At 38.5% G+C, this 17,458-nt stretch carries 20 protein-coding genes and 2 pseudogenes; 6 read left to right on the top strand and 16 right to left on the bottom strand.

What is annotated here, in order from left to right; translation table 11 throughout:
- Positions 1-2: 2 nt before the first annotated feature.
- From G4D76_RS00100 to G4D76_RS00095, 3 genes and pseudogenes are all read right to left on the bottom strand, one after another.
- Positions 3-1,524 (bottom strand): annotated as a pseudogene (locus G4D76_RS00100) (DASS family sodium-coupled anion symporter).
- Positions 1,525-1,862: 338 nt separating this feature from the next.
- Complete coding sequence (locus tag G4D76_RS16405; protein ID WP_371814524.1) at positions 1,863-2,219, bottom strand: MFS transporter; 357 nt, start codon at positions 2,217-2,219, stop codon at positions 1,863-1,865.
- Complete coding sequence (locus G4D76_RS00095) at positions 2,153-3,100, bottom strand: MFS transporter (RefSeq protein ID WP_371814523.1); 948 nt, start codon at positions 3,098-3,100, stop codon at positions 2,153-2,155. The genes G4D76_RS16405 and G4D76_RS00095 overlap by 67 nt, the downstream gene beginning before the upstream one ends.
- Positions 3,101-3,327: 227 nt before the next feature.
- Here G4D76_RS00095 and G4D76_RS13955 point away from each other — a divergent pair, with 227 nt between their 5' ends.
- The gene (locus tag G4D76_RS13955) at positions 3,328-3,519 is read left to right on the top strand and encodes a hypothetical protein (protein ID WP_250130039.1); all 192 of its coding nucleotides are present in this window, start codon (positions 3,328-3,330) and stop codon (positions 3,517-3,519) included.
- Entirely contained in the window at positions 3,516-4,550 is a 1,035-nt protein-coding gene (locus tag G4D76_RS00090; RefSeq protein ID WP_371814706.1) for a pyridoxal-phosphate-dependent aminotransferase family protein, read from the top strand. Before G4D76_RS13955 ends, G4D76_RS00090 begins: the two co-directional genes overlap by 4 nt.
- A gap of 216 nt (positions 4,551-4,766) precedes the next feature.
- On the opposite strand, the gene G4D76_RS00085 is transcribed toward G4D76_RS00090, so the two are convergent.
- Entirely contained in the window at positions 4,767-4,964 is a 198-nt protein-coding gene (locus G4D76_RS00085) for a hypothetical protein (protein ID WP_213810203.1), read from the bottom strand.
- An 80-nt stretch (positions 4,965-5,044) separates the two neighbouring features.
- Here G4D76_RS00085 and G4D76_RS00080 point away from each other — a divergent pair, with 80 nt between their 5' ends.
- Entirely contained in the window at positions 5,045-5,623 is a 579-nt protein-coding gene (locus tag G4D76_RS00080; RefSeq protein ID WP_213810202.1) for a pyridoxamine 5'-phosphate oxidase family protein, read from the top strand.
- Here G4D76_RS00080 and G4D76_RS00075 read toward each other — a convergent pair whose 3' ends face one another.
- On the bottom strand, positions 5,624-6,334 hold the full coding sequence (locus tag G4D76_RS00075) for a tyrosine-protein phosphatase (RefSeq protein ID WP_213810201.1): 711 nt from the start codon (positions 6,332-6,334) through the stop codon (positions 5,624-5,626).
- A gap of 186 nt (positions 6,335-6,520) precedes the next feature.
- Complete coding sequence (locus tag G4D76_RS00070) at positions 6,521-6,967, bottom strand: Lrp/AsnC family transcriptional regulator (protein ID WP_213810200.1); 447 nt, start codon at positions 6,965-6,967, stop codon at positions 6,521-6,523.
- A 119-nt stretch (positions 6,968-7,086) separates the two neighbouring features.
- On the opposite strand from G4D76_RS00070, the pseudogene G4D76_RS00065 reads away from it, so the two are divergent.
- Positions 7,087-7,628, top strand: a pseudogene (locus G4D76_RS00065) (cysteine hydrolase family protein).
- Between the two features lie 138 nt (positions 7,629-7,766).
- On the opposite strand, the gene G4D76_RS15670 reads toward G4D76_RS00065, so the two are convergent.
- The 5 genes from G4D76_RS15670 to G4D76_RS00040 form a co-directional block, all read right to left on the bottom strand.
- The gene (locus G4D76_RS15670) at positions 7,767-8,162 is read right to left on the bottom strand and encodes an amidohydrolase family protein (RefSeq protein WP_213810199.1); all 396 of its coding nucleotides are present in this window, start codon (positions 8,160-8,162) and stop codon (positions 7,767-7,769) included.
- A gap of 1 nt (position 8,163) precedes the next feature.
- Positions 8,164-9,369, bottom strand: coding sequence for an amidohydrolase (locus tag G4D76_RS00055; RefSeq protein ID WP_213810198.1), 1,206 nt, complete (start codon positions 9,367-9,369; stop codon positions 8,164-8,166).
- Positions 9,370-10,758, bottom strand: a complete 1,389-nt coding sequence (locus tag G4D76_RS00050; RefSeq protein ID WP_250130038.1) for a sodium:solute symporter family protein — start codon at positions 10,756-10,758, stop codon at positions 9,370-9,372. It abuts the gene before it with no gap.
- Positions 10,759-11,084: 326 nt separating this feature from the next.
- Positions 11,085-11,351 carry a zinc-ribbon domain-containing protein gene (locus tag G4D76_RS00045; protein ID WP_213810197.1) on the bottom strand — a complete coding sequence of 89 codons (267 nt, stop codon included), beginning with the start codon at positions 11,349-11,351 and terminating at the stop codon, positions 11,085-11,087.
- 118 nt (positions 11,352-11,469) lie between these two features.
- Entirely contained in the window at positions 11,470-11,733 is a 264-nt protein-coding gene (locus G4D76_RS00040; protein WP_213810196.1) for a zinc-ribbon domain-containing protein, read from the bottom strand.
- A gap of 134 nt (positions 11,734-11,867) precedes the next feature.
- On the opposite strand from G4D76_RS00040, the gene G4D76_RS00035 reads away from it, so the two are divergent.
- Together G4D76_RS00035 and G4D76_RS00030 are read left to right on the top strand one after the other, a co-directional pair.
- Positions 11,868-12,485 (top strand): glycosyltransferase, encoded by a 618-nt coding sequence (locus tag G4D76_RS00035; protein ID WP_213810195.1) that lies wholly within the window; start codon positions 11,868-11,870, stop codon positions 12,483-12,485.
- Entirely contained in the window at positions 12,482-12,979 is a 498-nt protein-coding gene (locus tag G4D76_RS00030; RefSeq protein ID WP_213810194.1) for a glycosyltransferase, read from the top strand. The genes G4D76_RS00035 and G4D76_RS00030 overlap by 4 nt, the downstream gene beginning before the upstream one ends.
- Before the next feature lie 29 nt (positions 12,980-13,008).
- Here G4D76_RS00030 and G4D76_RS00025 read toward each other — a convergent pair whose 3' ends face one another.
- The 5 genes from G4D76_RS00025 to G4D76_RS00005 form a co-directional block, all read right to left on the bottom strand.
- On the bottom strand, positions 13,009-13,440 hold the full coding sequence (locus G4D76_RS00025) for a hypothetical protein (RefSeq protein WP_213810193.1): 432 nt from the start codon (positions 13,438-13,440) through the stop codon (positions 13,009-13,011).
- A 318-nt stretch (positions 13,441-13,758) separates the two neighbouring features.
- A complete protein-coding gene (locus tag G4D76_RS00020; protein ID WP_213810192.1) occupies positions 13,759-14,280 on the bottom strand; it encodes a YdcF family protein in 522 nt (173 codons plus the stop codon).
- Positions 14,281-14,403: 123 nt separating this feature from the next.
- Positions 14,404-14,721: a hypothetical protein gene (locus G4D76_RS00015; protein WP_213810191.1), complete on the bottom strand. Its 318-nt coding sequence runs from the start codon at positions 14,719-14,721 to the stop codon at positions 14,404-14,406.
- 127 nt (positions 14,722-14,848) lie between these two features.
- Positions 14,849-15,274 carry a YdcF family protein gene (locus G4D76_RS00010; RefSeq protein ID WP_213810190.1) on the bottom strand — a complete coding sequence of 142 codons (426 nt, stop codon included), beginning with the start codon at positions 15,272-15,274 and terminating at the stop codon, positions 14,849-14,851.
- Between the two features lie 1,062 nt (positions 15,275-16,336).
- Positions 16,337-17,458 carry a hypothetical protein gene (locus G4D76_RS00005; protein ID WP_213810189.1) on the bottom strand — a complete coding sequence of 374 codons (1,122 nt, stop codon included), beginning with the start codon at positions 17,456-17,458 and terminating at the stop codon, positions 16,337-16,339.

Genomic DNA, 17,458 nt, shown 5'->3' with positions numbered 1-17,458 from the left:
AATTAGAATGGGAATGTAAGCAGGTCGATACCGAATACAACTGGCACCCAGAAATATACGACTAAAATAACAATTATTGAAGCAATTATATTTAATCCAAACCCTGTTTTAACCATTTCCCCAATAGACACTTTATTCGTACCGAATACAATCGCGTTTGGCGGTGTCCCTACCGGCAGCATGAATGCACAGTTTGCAGCCATTGCAGCAGGAATCATTAGAGCCAGCGGGTGCACGTCAAGCGCAATCGCAAGTCCAGCCAATACTGGTAAGATCATTGTCGCCGTAGCTGTATTAGATGTAAATTCTGTTAAGAACAGAATTAAAATTGCAACGATAGCAATCATAAGAATTAATGGAATACCGCCTACACCTGCAAGTACTTCACCAATCCATTTATCTACCCCTGTTGCTACGATTGCTCCAGCTAACGCAAGTCCTCCACCGAATAAGAGCAGCACGCCCCATGGAAGATCTTTTGCGACAGCCCAATCGAGTACGCGACCATTTTGTTTTCTCGAAGGAATGATGAACAGCAATACTGCTGCAAACATCGCAATCGAACCGTCACCCAGCATTTCTGTAAATGCAAAGCGATCGAAGAAGAATCCACGCATAATCCACAAGGCAGCTGCGAGTATGAATACTGCAAGCACCCATTTTTCTTCCCTCGTCATTTTACCGAGTTTATCTAATTCGTCCGTAATAATTTTACGTCCGCCCGGCAATTCTTTCATACCGTGTTTAAAGCTGAAGAAGTTCATGTAAGCCCAGGCAATAGCGAGCATTACAATAACAACTGGAACACCGACCAGCATCCATTGTGCAAAGTTCATATCATAATCAAAAAGTTCTTTCATTTGACCCGCAAGAATAATTAATGGAGGTGTACCGATTAACGTACCCAACCCACCAATAGTACCTGCGTATCCAATACCGAGAACGAGTGCTTTCTCAAATAATTTAACATCACGCCCGAGCTCTGGTGTCGACAGTGAATGAGCTTCTTTAATGATTGCAAGTCCTATTGGAATCATAATCATTACCGCAGCTGTATTTGATACAAACATCGAAAGCAATGCTGTTGAAATCATGAATCCAAGTAATATTGTTGCCGTAGTAGTTCCTATCGCCTTTATAATGGACAAGGCAATACGCGTATGTAAGTTCCATTTTTCCATTGCTACAGCAAGCAAGAAACCGCCGAGGAATAAGAATAAATATCATTACCGTAAAAACTCGCTGTATCCGAGTTAGACATTACTCTTACCCGCCCATTGGGAATAAAATTAACGGTAACAGTGATGTTGCTGGAATCGGAATAGCCTCTGTTACCCACCAGGTTGCAATCCATAAGGCTGCAGCTACGACGAAAATCCCCGAGCTGTCCAGAGTGTCGGATTTAATAAATAACAGTGCCAAAACAAATAATAATGGCCCTAAAATTAAACCGATCAGCTGTGCTGGTTTATACGCCTTTCTATGCTCATCGGGTGACGGTGCACCGGATGCCGCATCTCTCAAATCTTTAGAACTGAAAAACTTTAATAATTACTTATTCTTTTTGATTCACTCCATAAGTTATCATAACTTTTTTGGACAATCCCTCTATCCTTGGAATCGCTCACAAAAACTCCTCCTTAAAATAAACATGTTTTGAATTTATCATAAATATTCAGATAAATCTATATAAATTTAATAGATAGTCATAAGTTTAACTTCATACAACAGATGTAAGCGCTTATAATAAGAATATTGTACACAATATATACGTTTTTCAATGAAAATCCCTCTCCGTTCCATTACATACAGAAAACTCCCCAAAGCTGAAAATAGCTTTGGGGAGTTTCATATACTATCTATTAATTTGTTTTTTCAACATTTTCTACTTTGTTATAACCAGACTCATCGATGAAGAATACTGCGATGATACCGACTACAAGCAGTGCACCTGCGAAATAAAAGCCCATGTCTAAGTTTCCTGTTGCATCTGTAATAAATCCTGTAATGTAAGGCGCTAAAATTGATGCCGACATTCCGATGAAGTTATAAATACCGAATGATGTTGCCAGTCCAACACGGGGTGCGTTATTTGCTACTACCGCAATCAGAACCGGGTTTGTACTTAGTTTACCAACGATGCCGTAAATAATCAGCGATACGTAAAGTACCCACATCTGTTCGAACAGGACGATTGAAATAGTCGAAATAAATGCCATTGGAACCATAAACACAGTACCGGACGCTGTTTTCCTAATTTATCTGACAGCCAGCCGAAGAAAAGCATACCCGGGATTGATGCCCAAGGCACCAATGATGACACGAATGCAACGCTTGATCCGCTGATACCGCGTGATGTTTCAAGGTAATACGGCAGCCATGTCAGAATTACGAAGAAACCGTAAATTGAACAGAAAATTGTAACGAAAGCTAAAATAAGGTTTCTGTTTTTAAACAGTTCTGATACTTTGAGTTGTTCAGGAGCACCATCGGCACTATCCGGTGCTTTATAACCCGGCGGATGTTCTTTAACCATAATCCACATCACAATACCGATGACGATTACAATAACACCCATAATCCAGAACGGCGTGCGCCAAGACATGTCCATTTCCTGAACAGTAATACTGGAAATCCAGTAACCAGCCGACATACCAATTGCCATACCACTGTTAATAATTGCACTTCCGAGTGTGAGACGCTTCTGCGGGATTGCTTCAGAAGATAATCCATACTGCGGTCCGTAGAATACCCCCTGGAACATACCAGTCAGGAACCACATCATCAGGAACATATAGAATGTAACCATCTGTCCTGAAATAATTGCCAGTATACCAAAACCGATAAATGCCGGGATAATCATTTTCTTGCGTCCGAATTTATCCCCTAAAAATCCTGAAGGAATTTGTGTAGCAGTATAGCCGAGGAAGAATAAACTGCTAATCAGTCCTAATTGGGCTGCATTAATTGCGAACTCTGACTGAATATTTGTCATAATCGGGTTTAAAATTGTCCGTGTGGCATATATTGCAACCCATCCGAGCGTAAAGACGATGACAATTTTTATCCAATAACTATTGGAAATTTTCTTGTTATCCATTGTTTTGTCTCCTTCAAATTTAATTTTTTATTATTCTCACCTATTATTTTACAATATCCAATTATCAATTACTTTATCCATAGTAGATAAAGTAATTATTGATTTTGTGCAAAACATCACAAAATAGTGGAGAGAAAATCATCCCATTAAAATAATTTGTATAATTGTGCTAATAATTATATTATTAACAGTACAAAAAAAATAATCTGTGAAGGATGATACGCATAATGGCAAGTTTACAAATAAACAGAAGACTAATCATGACCCCCGGACCTGTTGCAGTTGATCCAAGAGTTTCCCAGGCGATGAGCAACTCAATTCTCGGACAGTTTGATCCGGAATTCACCGATATTATGAATGACACGATGGAATTAATCCGTGCATCATTTAAACGAAAAACAAATGGTCATTTCCAATAGACGGTACAAGCCGTGCAGGTATTGAAGCTGTTATCGCAAGTATTGTTGAACCAGGTGATAAAGTACTGATTCCAATTATCGGACGTTTTGGCTACCTTATTACCGAGCTTGTTGAACGTGCGGGCGGTATAGTGCATACAATCGAAGCTCCGATGGGTGAAGTAATACCACAGGAAGATATTATTAAAAAAATCGACGAAGTACAGCCTAAGGTCCTCGCAATTATTCACGGGGAAACATCATCAGGCCGTCTACAGCCAATCGATAAAATCGGACACGCTGCAAAAAAACGAGGTGTATTCACAGTCGTCGATGCAGTCGCTACATACATGGGACAGTATATTCCTGTAGATGACTGGGCACTTGATGCAGTTATCGGGGGCGCACAGAAATGCCTGTCGGTACCGTCAGGAATTACACCGATTACATTTAATGAACGTTTCAGTGAAGAAATCAATAAGCGGAAACGTGTTGAAAAAGGTATACGTACTGCATCAGACGAAGCAACATCAGCTTTTATTACGAGTAACTACCTCGACCTTACCCAGCTTCAGGATTACTGGGGTGAACGCCGCCTGAATCATCATACAGAAGCGACTGTTAATGTATACGGTCTGTATGAAGGACTTAAGCTCGCGATTCGTGAAGGTGTTGAACAGCGCGCACGCCGTCACAGCTATCACCACGAAGCAATGAAACAGGCAGTGACAGCGCTCGGTCTTGAATTGTTCGGTGATGAAAATCATGAAATGCAGATGGTTGTCTGCGTTAAAATACCTGAAGGTATTAGCGACGCGGAATTCCGCGCTGAACTGCTCTCACGATTCGGCATTGAAATTGCCGGTACATTCGGTTCAGTTGCCGGCCAGATTTGGCGTATCGGTACGATGGGCTACGTTGCAGAGAAGCAGAATCTTTTAAACTTTATTACGGCCTTCGGTGTCTTCCTTCAGGCTCAGGGCGTTGAAAAAATCGACCCTGCAGCCGGACTGAACGCAATGATGGATTTTTACGATAATAACGAAATTTAAATCATTGAAAGAGCCAAACCGTTCTCGGAATTTTATTGAAAATGGTTTGGCTTATTTTTGTTGTTGCGTATACATGAGAACCCCTCATGACTATGAAAAATGCAATACGTATACATGAAGTCCGCTCATAACTACGAAAACGCCAGCCACTCTGCATACCCCACCAAAAAAAGGCGCGAAAAAGCGCATCTGTGACTTTACAGATACGCTTCTTAATTATATACTCCGCACTTCTATAGATGTGATTAGACTTAAGTTAATATAAACTTCTCCGCCGCTTCGATTCGGAAGTTTCACAAACTGGTTGGTTTCAAATCTGCCGCCAATTAACTCCAGTAATTCATTTACCGCTTCTGTCTTATTGACTTCCATAGTCGACCCGCCGATATAATGAATCGTAATAATTTGTTTCATTTCCTTCACCTCTTTGTAAACTATACCCCTTTTATAAGAACTTAATAATGTTAAAATAAATATAGTTAAGGAGTGATATCATGTCACAGGGTGAACGGGATTTACAAGAAAAACATGGTACAGAGCGACGTGCAGATGCCTTTTACAGTAATCAGATGATTGATTATTTAAATGATGAAATGCAGCGGTATATTAGCGAGCAGACATTTTTATTTATCGCAACGAGCGATAAGAATGGCAACTGTGATTCTTCGTTTAAAGCGGGTGAACAAGGTTTTATTCATGTCATTGATGATAAACGTCTGATGTACCCGGAATACCGCGGCAACGGCGTCATGGCCTCGTTAGGCAACATCCTAGAGAATCCGCATATCGGTCTTTTGTTAATTGATTTCTTTGACGACCAGATCGGCCTTCATATTAACGGTGCTGCTGAAATTGTAGAAAATGAACACATTCATAATATCGCACCAGATGTGACTGATGACCGTGCTGAGCGCTGGGTTGTAGTGACGGTGCACGAAGCTTACATTCACTGTTCAAAACACATCCCCCATCTCGTCGATACTAAAAATTTAAGAGCTTGGGGTACGGATGATACGGCGAAAAAAGGCGGAGATTATTTCAAAGTCAAACAGAGTAACAAGAAACGGAAATAATTACTGTTGCTTACCCAGGACGGCAGCTGCCGTCTGTTTCATTTTTTCTACATAGGACTGCCCAAGCTCATTGCCGATAATCTCAAAGGCTTCCTTGGACATAAATGGACGGTATTCTGCATGGTGTGCATCGCTTGCGACGATATGAATCAGCCCTTTTTCTATCAGATCGAGTGAATTTTCCTGCAGGTCACTGCCAAACTCACCGCACACCGACGCTGCCGTGACTTGAGCCAGCGCCCCGTTTTTAATAAGACGCGCTAAAATCTGTTCGTTTTCAACGAGCGGACGGCAGCGTTCAGGGTGCGCGATAATCGGCGTCAGACCGAGTTCGCGAAGATCAGTGAATACTTCATCAACATCTTCACGGAGTTCAGTAAATGAAAATTCAACAAGAATATAATTACTGCCGGCGAGCGTCAGTGACTCCCCGCTTCTAAGCTCATCGATTAACACATCATTAATACGGATTTCCTGGCCGGCGTGGACGTTTATCTGAAGATTATTATCTGCAATAATACTTTCTACTTCCAATAACTTCTGTTTTACGACACTTGCCGGTGTTACATAAGTACCGCTGTGATGATGAGGTGTCACAATAATATCAGTTATTCCCTGTGCTATTACCTGATTAAGCAAATTAAAAGTTTCTTCTGATGATTTTGGACCATCGTCGACATTTATCAATAAGTGATTATGAATATCTATCATTAAACTCTCTCCATTCCCTGTAGTCATTATTATTATAGCGCGAATCATAAATTAGTTAAAAATATCCGTTTCATCTTAACAGAAATGTTACAAACCTTCCTCTGAAATATTAAAGAAGTGTACGATGAATTAAATCAATAAGATAAAAACCGGCTGCCCTTCGATTATACGGGGTCAGCCGGTTTCTTATATTGTTTCACTGCCGAGCAGACTGCGGTGTTTTACTTCATTTATGGATAAATAAAGTTTGTAGTTGCCATAGACGAGTATTTCATCCAGCAGGACATTAATACGCTCCTGGGATTCCACTTTAATTTTTAAATGATAGCAGCCTTCACCGGACACCCGGTGAGCTTCAATAATTTCCTGCTGCCCATTGATGAAATCTATAAAAGAATGGTGATTGGCCGTTTTCATATAAATAATAACAAAAGCAGTGTATGCATAACCCAGTTTCATTTCATCTGCAATAACGGAATATGCCTGAATGACACCAGCGTCTTCCAATTTTTTAATACGGTTTCCGACAGCCTGTCCTGTCATATGAATTTCCTCGCCGAGATCTTTCCATTGAATCCGCGAGTTTTTATTCAATATACGAAGTATTTGAAAATCGATATTATCCAGCTGCATTTGTGACTCCTTTCGCCATGAAATGCTTTTGGTGAAAAGCAGTTCACCAGCATATCGACGGATATCATTAAAATTACTATACTTATAATATAACAAAATTTTATAGACGGGGTGTAATTATGAGCACAGCTTTAATTATAGTAGATATACAGAACGATTATTTTAAAGACGGTAATATGGAACTGGTTAATCCGGATCAGGCAGCAGCAAACGCAGCTAAAGTATTGGCATGGTTTAGAGAAAATAAGAAAATATTTTCCATGTTCAGCACATCGCTGCAGACCCTGCGATGGGATTCTTCCTGCCAGATACAAATGGTGCTGAAATTCACGCATCGGTTAAACCACAAGATGATGAAACAGTCATTATTAAGAATTTCCCCAACAGTTTCCTGCAGACAGATCTGGAAGAGAAACTTAAAGAAAACGGTGTGACTAAAGTAATCGTGCTCGGTATGATGACGCATATGTGTATCGATGCAACAGCAAGAGCTGCGGTTGATTTAGGATTTGAAACGACGGTCGTTGAAGACGCATGTGCAACACTTGATTTATCATATGACGGTCATGACGTTCCAGCTGAACAGGTGCACTACTCATTCATTGGTGCATTAAATGGCATGTACGCAGAAATCACATCAACAGAAGATTTTCTAAAATAATCAGCAAAATTGAGAAGGCAGTACGGAAAAATCCGTACTGCCTTTTTTATGTCTGTCATAGATTTTATCAGTGATTATAAAATCTTATAAGTCAATATTTATTTTACCTAAGCATATACTTTCAGATTTTAAGACTTTTTATTTTTTAAATACCACTTCACCGTTAACCACTGTCATCTGAACGAGTTTATCCGACAGTTCTGTTTTTTCATCAAAAGGATTTTCGCTCAATACAGCAAAATCGGCGTACTTGCCGATTTCAACTGAGCCTTCGATATGACTTGTGCCATTTAAAACAGCTGCATCAATAGTCATTTTACGATAAGCCGCCGCCCGGCTTAATTTCATATCTTCACCAAGTACATCGCCGTTACGTGTTTTACGTTCACAGGCAATGCGAATCGTTCCTAGCGGTGAAATATCCGTTACGGGGCAGTCTGAGTGTATTGTATTTATCATACCAAGTTCATCTGCCCATTTAACAGGCTCAATTCTTTTAACCCGGTCTGGCCCTAAAAATTTACTCTTATGCACATCACCAAAATAATATATGATTCATAAAGAACGAGCCGCCGATGTCGTTATCAACCATAAGTTTTATATCTTCCTTATTTACAATTTGCAGGTGTTCTACTCTGTGCTGAATATCTGTTTTCTTATGTTCCGCTGTGCTGATATACGCATTAATCACTGCTTCTCCTGCCTTATCTCCATTGGCATGTGTAATGAGCGGATATTCAAGTTTTTGAAAATGGGTAAATAATTCCTTCAGTTCCTTATCGGTAAACTGGGTATCATCAGACGGTGTACCGTCGTAATACTCTCCTCTGATACTCGCCGTATGCAGCTGTATAGAACCGTCATTAAAGAATTTAGCACCGCCGAGTGTCGCAAATCCTTTACTCAGCGTTTCAAATTTATCTTTTAAAGTCACACCTGTTTCATTTTCAAAAATACTTTCTTCGAGCAGCAGTTTGTAATCAATGGCGTATCTTGTTCTGAAATTTTGCGGCTGCTCCAAATATTTAAGAACAGCATGATAATCATCCATGCCGTTTAAGAGCCCGATGCACATTTCAGTGGCGCTCGTAATCCCGCGGCTCTGGTAATCATACACACCGCCGGCTATATCTTCAGCTAAATCATCCGCTTCAATTTTAGGCAGTACTGCTTTTGCTTTATCAAGTGCCGGAAACTCAAACAGCACACCGTTAACCTGGCCATCTTTATCCCGTTCAAATCGGCCGCCTTTAGGATCCGGGTCATCGAGATTAACCCCCATCAGTTCCAGTGCTTTCGTATTCACTGCCCCCATATGTGCAGAACTGTGCTGAACATATATTGGAATTTCTGACACTTTATCCAAATCAAAACGGTTTGGATGACGCTGTTCATTTAACTCAAATTCATTATAGCCGTAGCCTCTCAGCCAGCCATCTCTAATGAGTTCATCCTTTTGCTCTGTAAATTTTCCAACCAACTCTTCTATACTCGAAATACTCTCCGGAGAGCAATTCAGCTGTCTGCGGAAATTGCTGTACATAACTAAATGACTGTGTGTATCGATAAAACCCGGTGACAGGTACTGACCGTTTAAATCTAAAGCATCACTGTCAGTCATTGTCTCACCCTGTTTAATTACTTTTGCAATGCTGCCGTTTTTTATAAAAACTGTAGATAATTCGACAGTGCCATTATTAACATCGAGCACATTTGCATTGATTATTTTTTCAAGTTCCATTTAAATGTCCCCTTTTTTATAATCACTTAATCTGTGACTAATTGCGGCTTTCGGTATTTCACTCTTATCGTGCCTAGTAATTAAGCTGACACCTACAACAAGTACGAACGACAGTGTATAACCGACAAGTGCCTGATCATACGGCAGTCCAAGATATGGATAGATAAATGCGACAATCAGTGAACCAATCATACTGGCGAGCACACCCTTTTTCGTTACTCTCGACCAGAACATAATTGCAAGGAATGGGAATACGAGTAAAACTCCGTTGACCATCAGCGCCCAGCGGTATGCATCATTAATATTAGTAATAAAGAACGCAGCACCCAGTCCGAGCAGTGTAATAAACACAACCGCAATTCTCGAAACAAAGAGAAGTTTTTTATTAGATGCTTTTGGATTAATCATTACTTGATACATATCACGCGTTAAGTTACTTGCCCCCTGCAGGTTAAATGACGTTGCACCGGTCATCAGTGCTGCGAGCAGTGCAACGAAGATAATTCCTGCAATTGGTGTCGGCAGCAGCTCGTTTGTAACGAAGGCAAATATCAGATCCTGATTCATCGACAAGTCAACAAACTGTCTTGCAGATACTCCAATTAAAAACGGCAGGAATGAAATGATCATTACAATAACATGACCTGTAATCCCCGCACGCAGTGCTGTCTTTTCATCTTTAGCTGCAAAGATTCTCTGCCATGTTGACTGCCATACCAAATAGAACGGACCGACTGACAGTGCATAAAGCAGTGTTTCAGACATTCCTTCAGGACTTATCGGACTCAGGAACTCCCAGCTTGTATTTGCAAATAAATCTGTAATACCTCCAACGTGCATGACTGTGACTATTGCGAGTACAATCAGCCCCAGCAGAATTAAAATGGACTGAATCGCATCCGTCAATATCGTAGCTGGCAAACCGCCTAAAATAGAGAAAGCGAGAATTAACACTGTACCGACAAGTAAACCGGTCATCTGATTCCAGCCGAGCGTAATATTAAATACGGTCGACATACCGATCAGCTGCAATGCCAATGTCGGTACTGAATATATAAATGCTGATAAAATAGACGGCATTATACCTGCACGTCCACCAAAACGGACGGTGAATAAATCAGCGAGTGTGAATAGTTTCTGTCTTCTTAACGGTTTAGCGAAGACAATCACTAAAATTAAGCTGAATATGTAAGCGACTAGTGCAAATTTCACATAACCGGACAAGCCGACGGTGAAACCGAGACCTACCCAGCCGATAAATACGGCTGCCCCTGCATTGGTACTGACGATTGTCCCCGTTATTTTCCAGAAACCTGTACTCCAGGAAGATATCATGTAATCTTCATAAGTTTTAATTTTATAGAAGTAATACCATGCGATGCCGATCATCGCTGCAAATAATAATAAAATATACTAAATACCAGTACATAATTTCCCCCATTGTTTAATTTTCAGTTTTAATTATTTTCTCAATTTAAAAAACAGACGAATCCTAAGAGCAGCACTCCGGTAATAACCATAACCCAGTTAATTTCCGGTGCAGATGCACTATTAAAGATAAGCAGGTTTAAACTTTCCTTCATTAGTATTGCTCCTCCTCTCATATTTGTACGATGTTCTCATTATATATAACTGAGTATTGTTTTCAAATGACCACCCTTAGAAAATCTTAGCCTCACCGGGAGAACCAGCGAGGCTAGAAATTTATTACGTCTCTATTCACCTGACTTGCCGAACTTTCTCCGTTCCACTTCAAGTTCTCTTTTCTCCAGCTCATCATCGTTATACGTATCATCGGGCAGATTATCGATTGCTTCATCAAAGTTTCCCGGTTCACTCAGAATATCCTCGTCCGGCACCTCACGCTCCACTCTGACGTCTGGATCAGTAACAGCTGTATCATCATATAGATAAGATCCGCAAGACGGACAAATATCGATATTTTCTTCGATTGTTTCTCCGCAGTTTTGACATTTAATCATATTTTACAACTCTCTTTCGTATGTACTCAATTTGTTTCTGATTAAATACCCTGTTTCATTCAATATTAGTCATATGATAAAAAAATACTTCCCGATACAAGATCGGGAAGCATCATTACTATTTATCATCAGTACGGCCGAAATCACTGCGTTCTTTTTTCTGCTGTTTATTTAACTCATCTTCAGGATAATTCTCTTCCGGCATATCTTCCATCTTATTATCCTTACCGGGACCGTTTAAGAACTCCTCTTCCGGTGCTCTTTCCTGAATCAGTCCGTTATTATCTGTAAAATTCTCGTCGTCGCGGATAAACTCTCCGCATGTCGGACATACCCTTGTGCCTTCCAGTACTTCTTCACCGCAATTTTGACATGCAACCATGGTAAATCACTCACTTTCAGTAAAATATTTGATAATAGATAAATACCCATTTGTATATTAAATACTCATTCATGTAATCGTTCCCTGTATAATGATAAAATAGTTAAAAGAATTGAAATAGCTGGAGGGTTACGATGAATATCTTATATATCGTTCATTTCCATGCGCCGATGGGCGGACTGCACGAGAATGTATATTCCAGTGCGCTGTATATGAAAAGTAAAGGCTGTAAAGTTTACGTCATGCTGAAATCCGGGCCGCTGGCAGAACGTCTGAAGGCACAAGAAATACAGACAGTGGAAACTGAATTTGGTGCAGGCGTTCCGGCGGTAAATTCCTCTGTCGCACAGCTTAAAGACTTAAATATAAAATTCGATTTAATACACTTCCATCCGGGGCTGTCGAAGTATCCTGCTGTAAAATACGCCCGTGAGCATGATATTCCGCTCATAGAGACTTATCATGGCATGTGGCACGATGATTTAAATAAACATGCAGGCAAGCTGAGTGCAATAGTCACTGTATCCGAAAGCATCAAACTAAACCTGCAGAGCCGGTTAAAGCGGCTGCACGACCGTTACTATGTTATACCTAACGGCTATGACAGCAAGGTGTTTAACGAGCCTGTGTACTATGATGAAAACAAAGATGAACTGAATATCGGATTCATTACCCGTCTCGATGAAGATAAGCAGTTTATCCTGGATATAATGCTGCTTGCAGTAAATCATATAAAAACAAAACAGGGATGAAGATTAATGTTCATCTTATCGGCGACGGCACAAAAAAGGAAGAATTTATAAGACTGTGTGAAGAGCTGTTCACAGACACACCCCACTCCATCATTTCTAAAGGATGGCTGGTGGATCAGGCGCTGAAAAAAGCTTATATTGATTGTGATATTATTATTGCCCCTGGCCGTTCTGCCTTAGAAGGCATGGCATCCGGCAAACCGGTTATTGCGGTCGGCAGCAAAAATTATATCGGTTTGATTAAACAGGATAACTGGCAGTTTGGAATGTATAACAATTTCGGGGGCATAGGAGAGAAATTTGCCGGCTATGAAATAGGCTGTGTGGAAGCGGATCTGGATTATCTGCTGGATTCCAGAGAAAGGATTAAACCGCTGGGTGAGTTTTCTTATAAAATAGCCAGTCAGTTTTTTGATGCTGATAAACTGAATCAGAAACTCTATGAGTTGTATGAAATTCTGATACTTGGCAAAGAGGTTGAAGAGAATAAATAAAAGCCGAAGCGGTTGCTTCGGCTTTCGTCTTACACCAGCTGATCTTTAAACATATCGTCATAGAATGACAATGTGAACATTGAATAAAATGATACTAATGGTGATTGGATTAAATTATCTTTCCAAGCAGTTTCAAAAGCATTATCAATATTGTAGTCTAATACCGTTGTATAGAATACATCATCATAGATTTTGCTTAATACATGGTTATTGTTCTTTTGAACCTGAGTTGCCACTACTTTAAGTGTCTCGTTCATATCGCCTGTGTTCTGCTCTACAAGTCTAAGGATGGGTTCGAGTTCTTTCGTTAGTTTAACAAGCTGTTCACGGATTTCCTGGTTCTTATCTTCAAGATCTTTTGGAAGATCTAAAGGATAGAAATCCTGTGTTATTTTTTCCAGAGTGAATCTCTCCAGCACTTCCAGCTCTGTTGGATACTGAACTTTTTTGTCTGCAGCCATTACACCGTGTACACTGCATCAGAGATAATCTGATTAAATCAATTCTTATAAAAGAACGGCATAGTTCAACGACTGATAAGTGGTTGAAACCCTCTTTTTTAAATTGAGCTAAGATATCATCGAGTTTTTTTGACTGCGTCTCAATCATTTCAGGAATACGTGTCATACGGTATGTGAAGTTTCTATAGTCTGTTGCTTTTAATAATTCTTCTTTAGTTTCTTTATAGCTTTTCATGGAATCCCCTATTCTAATCTATTAGTCATTAGTAATAGTTTAACACATAGGAGAATGGAATTAGCCGTTCTATAACGATTTTCTTACTGATATCTTAACCTAGATACTCTACGGTATTTGCTCTTCGTATACAGTAAGTTGTCTTTAGTAAAGAACTTATAGTTCTTCATAAGATATAATCCAAGTTTTATAACTTCTGAAGAATATTCCATTAACGTTGTATGATGATTCACACCTAAAAATTTTAGCTTTGTGCTTCCCTTAAATACATTATTGAAGATCAGCTTTGTACGGAACTTATGGTACTGGCTCGTAATGATGATAACATTCCCGTAATTCAGTCTGGAGAGTATCTGCTGTATTTCTAACGCATTGTTGTAGGTGGTCGTTGAGAAGTATTCTGTGAGGATATGACGCTCGTCTATATAATCATAATTGGAGTTTAAAAGATCTTTTGTACCGCGGAGTTCGTTGTGGTCATTAAATGATGTGATGAGTATATGCGCCCGGTCATAATCAAATGTCTGATATATTTCTGCAACTGCTTTAAAGCGGCGGTAATCACCGTCAAGGTAGACAATGAGTGTTTTATTTTCATAAGACATAACAGTAGTCACCTCTTTTGTATTGATACCTGGAGTTTAACAAGTGAGTGTTTAGATAAAATTTCAGGACAGTAAAGTTAATGTAAAAAACCGCGAGATTAATGAAATCTCACGGTTCGGGATTTATTCAGCTGTTTTTAAATTAATAGTATCTTCATTGTACTGGTTAAAGCTGATGACAATGCTGTCAGCTTCTTCTACAGTATCCAGCGTCATTGGGGGCTCTCCATTGTACTGAATCGTTTCAATGAAGTCTTCTCCATTAAAGTACGATACATAGCTTGAACGGTTGATTTCGTATGTTGTAGCTGGATCGTAATCGATTTTTTCTGTTGTTCTCATTTCTTCGTTCTCTACAGCCTCACCGTCGTAGCCCATCCAGCTGCCTTCAGTTAACGAACCGGTATCAATCAGATTATCCCCTGATCCGCTTCCGCGCATGCTGATAAAAACATAACTCCCAGTAGTACACTCATAAAAGACATTTTGATTTTCATAGCTGTTCCCCTTTTCTGTTTAAAATAAGTAACAGTTAAATAATAGCATAGTCTCTCGAGTCTACTAACGGCTAACCGAAAATTTTATATAAACCGAAGCGGTAGCCCCATGTATTTATGAATTCGCCCAGCCAAAGAGAAAATGCATCTTCTCTGTCCAGACCTGAATTTCCGTCGAGGTTCGCTGATGCGATATAGTTAAAGGTCTTTTCCTTATCATTCAAACGTTCGAATATCAGCTTAGCTCGTTTAAGATGGTAATCACTCGTAACAATTAATGCAGTTTCAAAATTATTGTCATCCATAATTTCAATCGTTCTCTGTGCATTGGAATATGTACTGGTGGAGTCAGTGTCTACTATTACATCTTCTTCTTCTTCGACACCATAGTGGCGAGCGATGGTTGTAAGTTCCTTTGCATTGTATCTGTCCCCTGCCGGTGTCATAAGAACCTTATCGGCATATCCTGAATCATATAAATCAGCACCCTTCTGCACACGGCCCTGATCACCACCGCCAGTATGACAATCACATCAATGTCTTCAGGTGAGTCAGATTCTCCTGGTATAAAACTTTCTATTAAAATTGCTATGCTTTTTTAATAAAAAGTGTATTTCTTAGGAGGGAATTATATTAATTAACACCTATTTGTAGACGTCTTTTCTGCAAAATCCACTTATTTATCATTAATATTTTATCTACATTATGAACTTCTAAATTCATTAAATATTTTAATAAAATTTATAAAATGAAAATAGAATTTTCTAGGTATTTTAATTATATTGATGTTTATAACCCTAATTAATTCCAACAACAACATTTATCAGTTTAAAACCAATTTTATCAATTGATGAGTCATTATTATAAATTTCTACTTGTCTGGCCAAGGGTCTTAGTTTGTTTTTATTTATTATCCTTCATAATATGTAGTGATTTTGAGTTTTAATTATATTATTCAGTTTTAGCGAAAAAATATTTAATTTTAAATATTTCATCTAAATTATTAGGAACCTTAAATGCTATTTTGTAATTATTAGCACCTGCTGCTATAGAAACTGTTCCTGTAAGATTAAAATTATTTTTGTTTATAGACTTTTTAAACCATTTAGTCTCTAATTTTGTATCCCTTAAAGAAAATCACACAGTATCGAAAACTAATAGATTTCTTACTTTCAATGAATATATTAAAACTCAATTTTTTCCTATTTTTAATATCGGCTATTTCATTTTTAGCACCTTTGCTTATATTTTTGCTGAATGTTGTTAAATATAAGTTTTTATTGGATTCATTATCCACAGAAACAGTATATTCATTATCATAGGACACTAAAGTTAATCCATTATTAATTGAATTCACTTCAGGCATCAAGTCGTGTATTTTTGGAACTACATTCATTTTGTTTATAATAGTTTCCGGAATTTTTATATTAATATCATCAGCCGTAATAGGTTTGTTTTTATGTAATTAATATAAGAAAATAACGAAAGAGCTGCCCACATAAATTTCAAGTGCTTATTGGTCAGATTATTTTCGAAAGTCTTTTTAAGTTCATTATAGTCTATAACTTGATATATTTTATGAGATGGGTCAGACAACAATATTTCTTTAAAACTATTACGAACATATTATTTCCTTCAAGTGTCAAGTTTCGCCAATTGTAACTTGCCATTTTAGTTAAGGAATATAACGGCTCTCTGTTAAGCCAGCTATAGTAATTCTCGGGCTTTGTGGGCTGGTCTTTCTCGAATCCCCACCTACTCTCAACAAGTGGCAATTTTGAGATTTCTTCGTTAAGTTTCTTGGTTAAAGTATATTGGATGAATCCATTATCTAAATAACTCTTCTTCACTTTAATAATAGATTTAGAAAAATGATTATCATAATACGGAGAGTAAATATCACTCGAATAAGACTTAGCTAATCTGGTACCACTGGTCCATCGGCCATTTCTATAAAATAAAGCGTGTTTATACTGTGCATTTTGAAAATCACTTGTTACTAAATTTTCTAAAAAAATTTGATATTCTTTAGAAGAGCCTTCCAATAATAAGTTATCCAACGGCAAAAATCGCTTGACCATTTCAACTTTAGGATTTGCAGGATTGACATTGTTTAGATTACTGTAGCCACCTTTTAGCGATAGAGCTGCAACTCCTGTAACTCCTACATTTCCTTTATAAATTGACTGATGATTGATATTTTCATAACCATAAACTTGTCCTGAGGTAGCAATCATGGCATTTAGAGCTTTTCTCTCTAAATTTACAGTCATTCCTTTAGCATCCGTAATTTTTGGTTCTGTAATTCTATGTTTCAAACCTAGTTTATTTGCTATTAATTCACCCATTTGGACATCAGGATTATCAAGAAATCCCCTCGTATTTGTATCTGCATTATAACCCGCTTCCAACAGTCCTAATAATGCTAAACGACTGTCTTTTCCACCTGTAACTCCAATATTTATTTTACTTTTCTTCGGCACTGCTTTAAAAGCTTCTATATAATCTTGTTTTAACTTATTATTATATTCACTGTTGGGCTTAACGGTAGATATTTCATTTAATGAATTATCTATATCGTGTATTTCTAAACCTTCACTATCTATAACTAGTTCACTGTTTGGAGGAACGACTTTTACTCCTTTAAATAAGGTGTGCTCATCTGCAAAATAGCCATTCAT

It is taken from the genome of Jeotgalicoccus sp. WY2 (genome assembly GCF_018437745.1).
Classification (GTDB): Bacteria; Bacillota; Bacilli; order Staphylococcales; family Salinicoccaceae; genus Jeotgalicoccus; species Jeotgalicoccus psychrophilus.
Note: the sequence above shows the minus strand (reverse complement) of the source record. Positions and strands in the feature narration are given on the sequence as shown.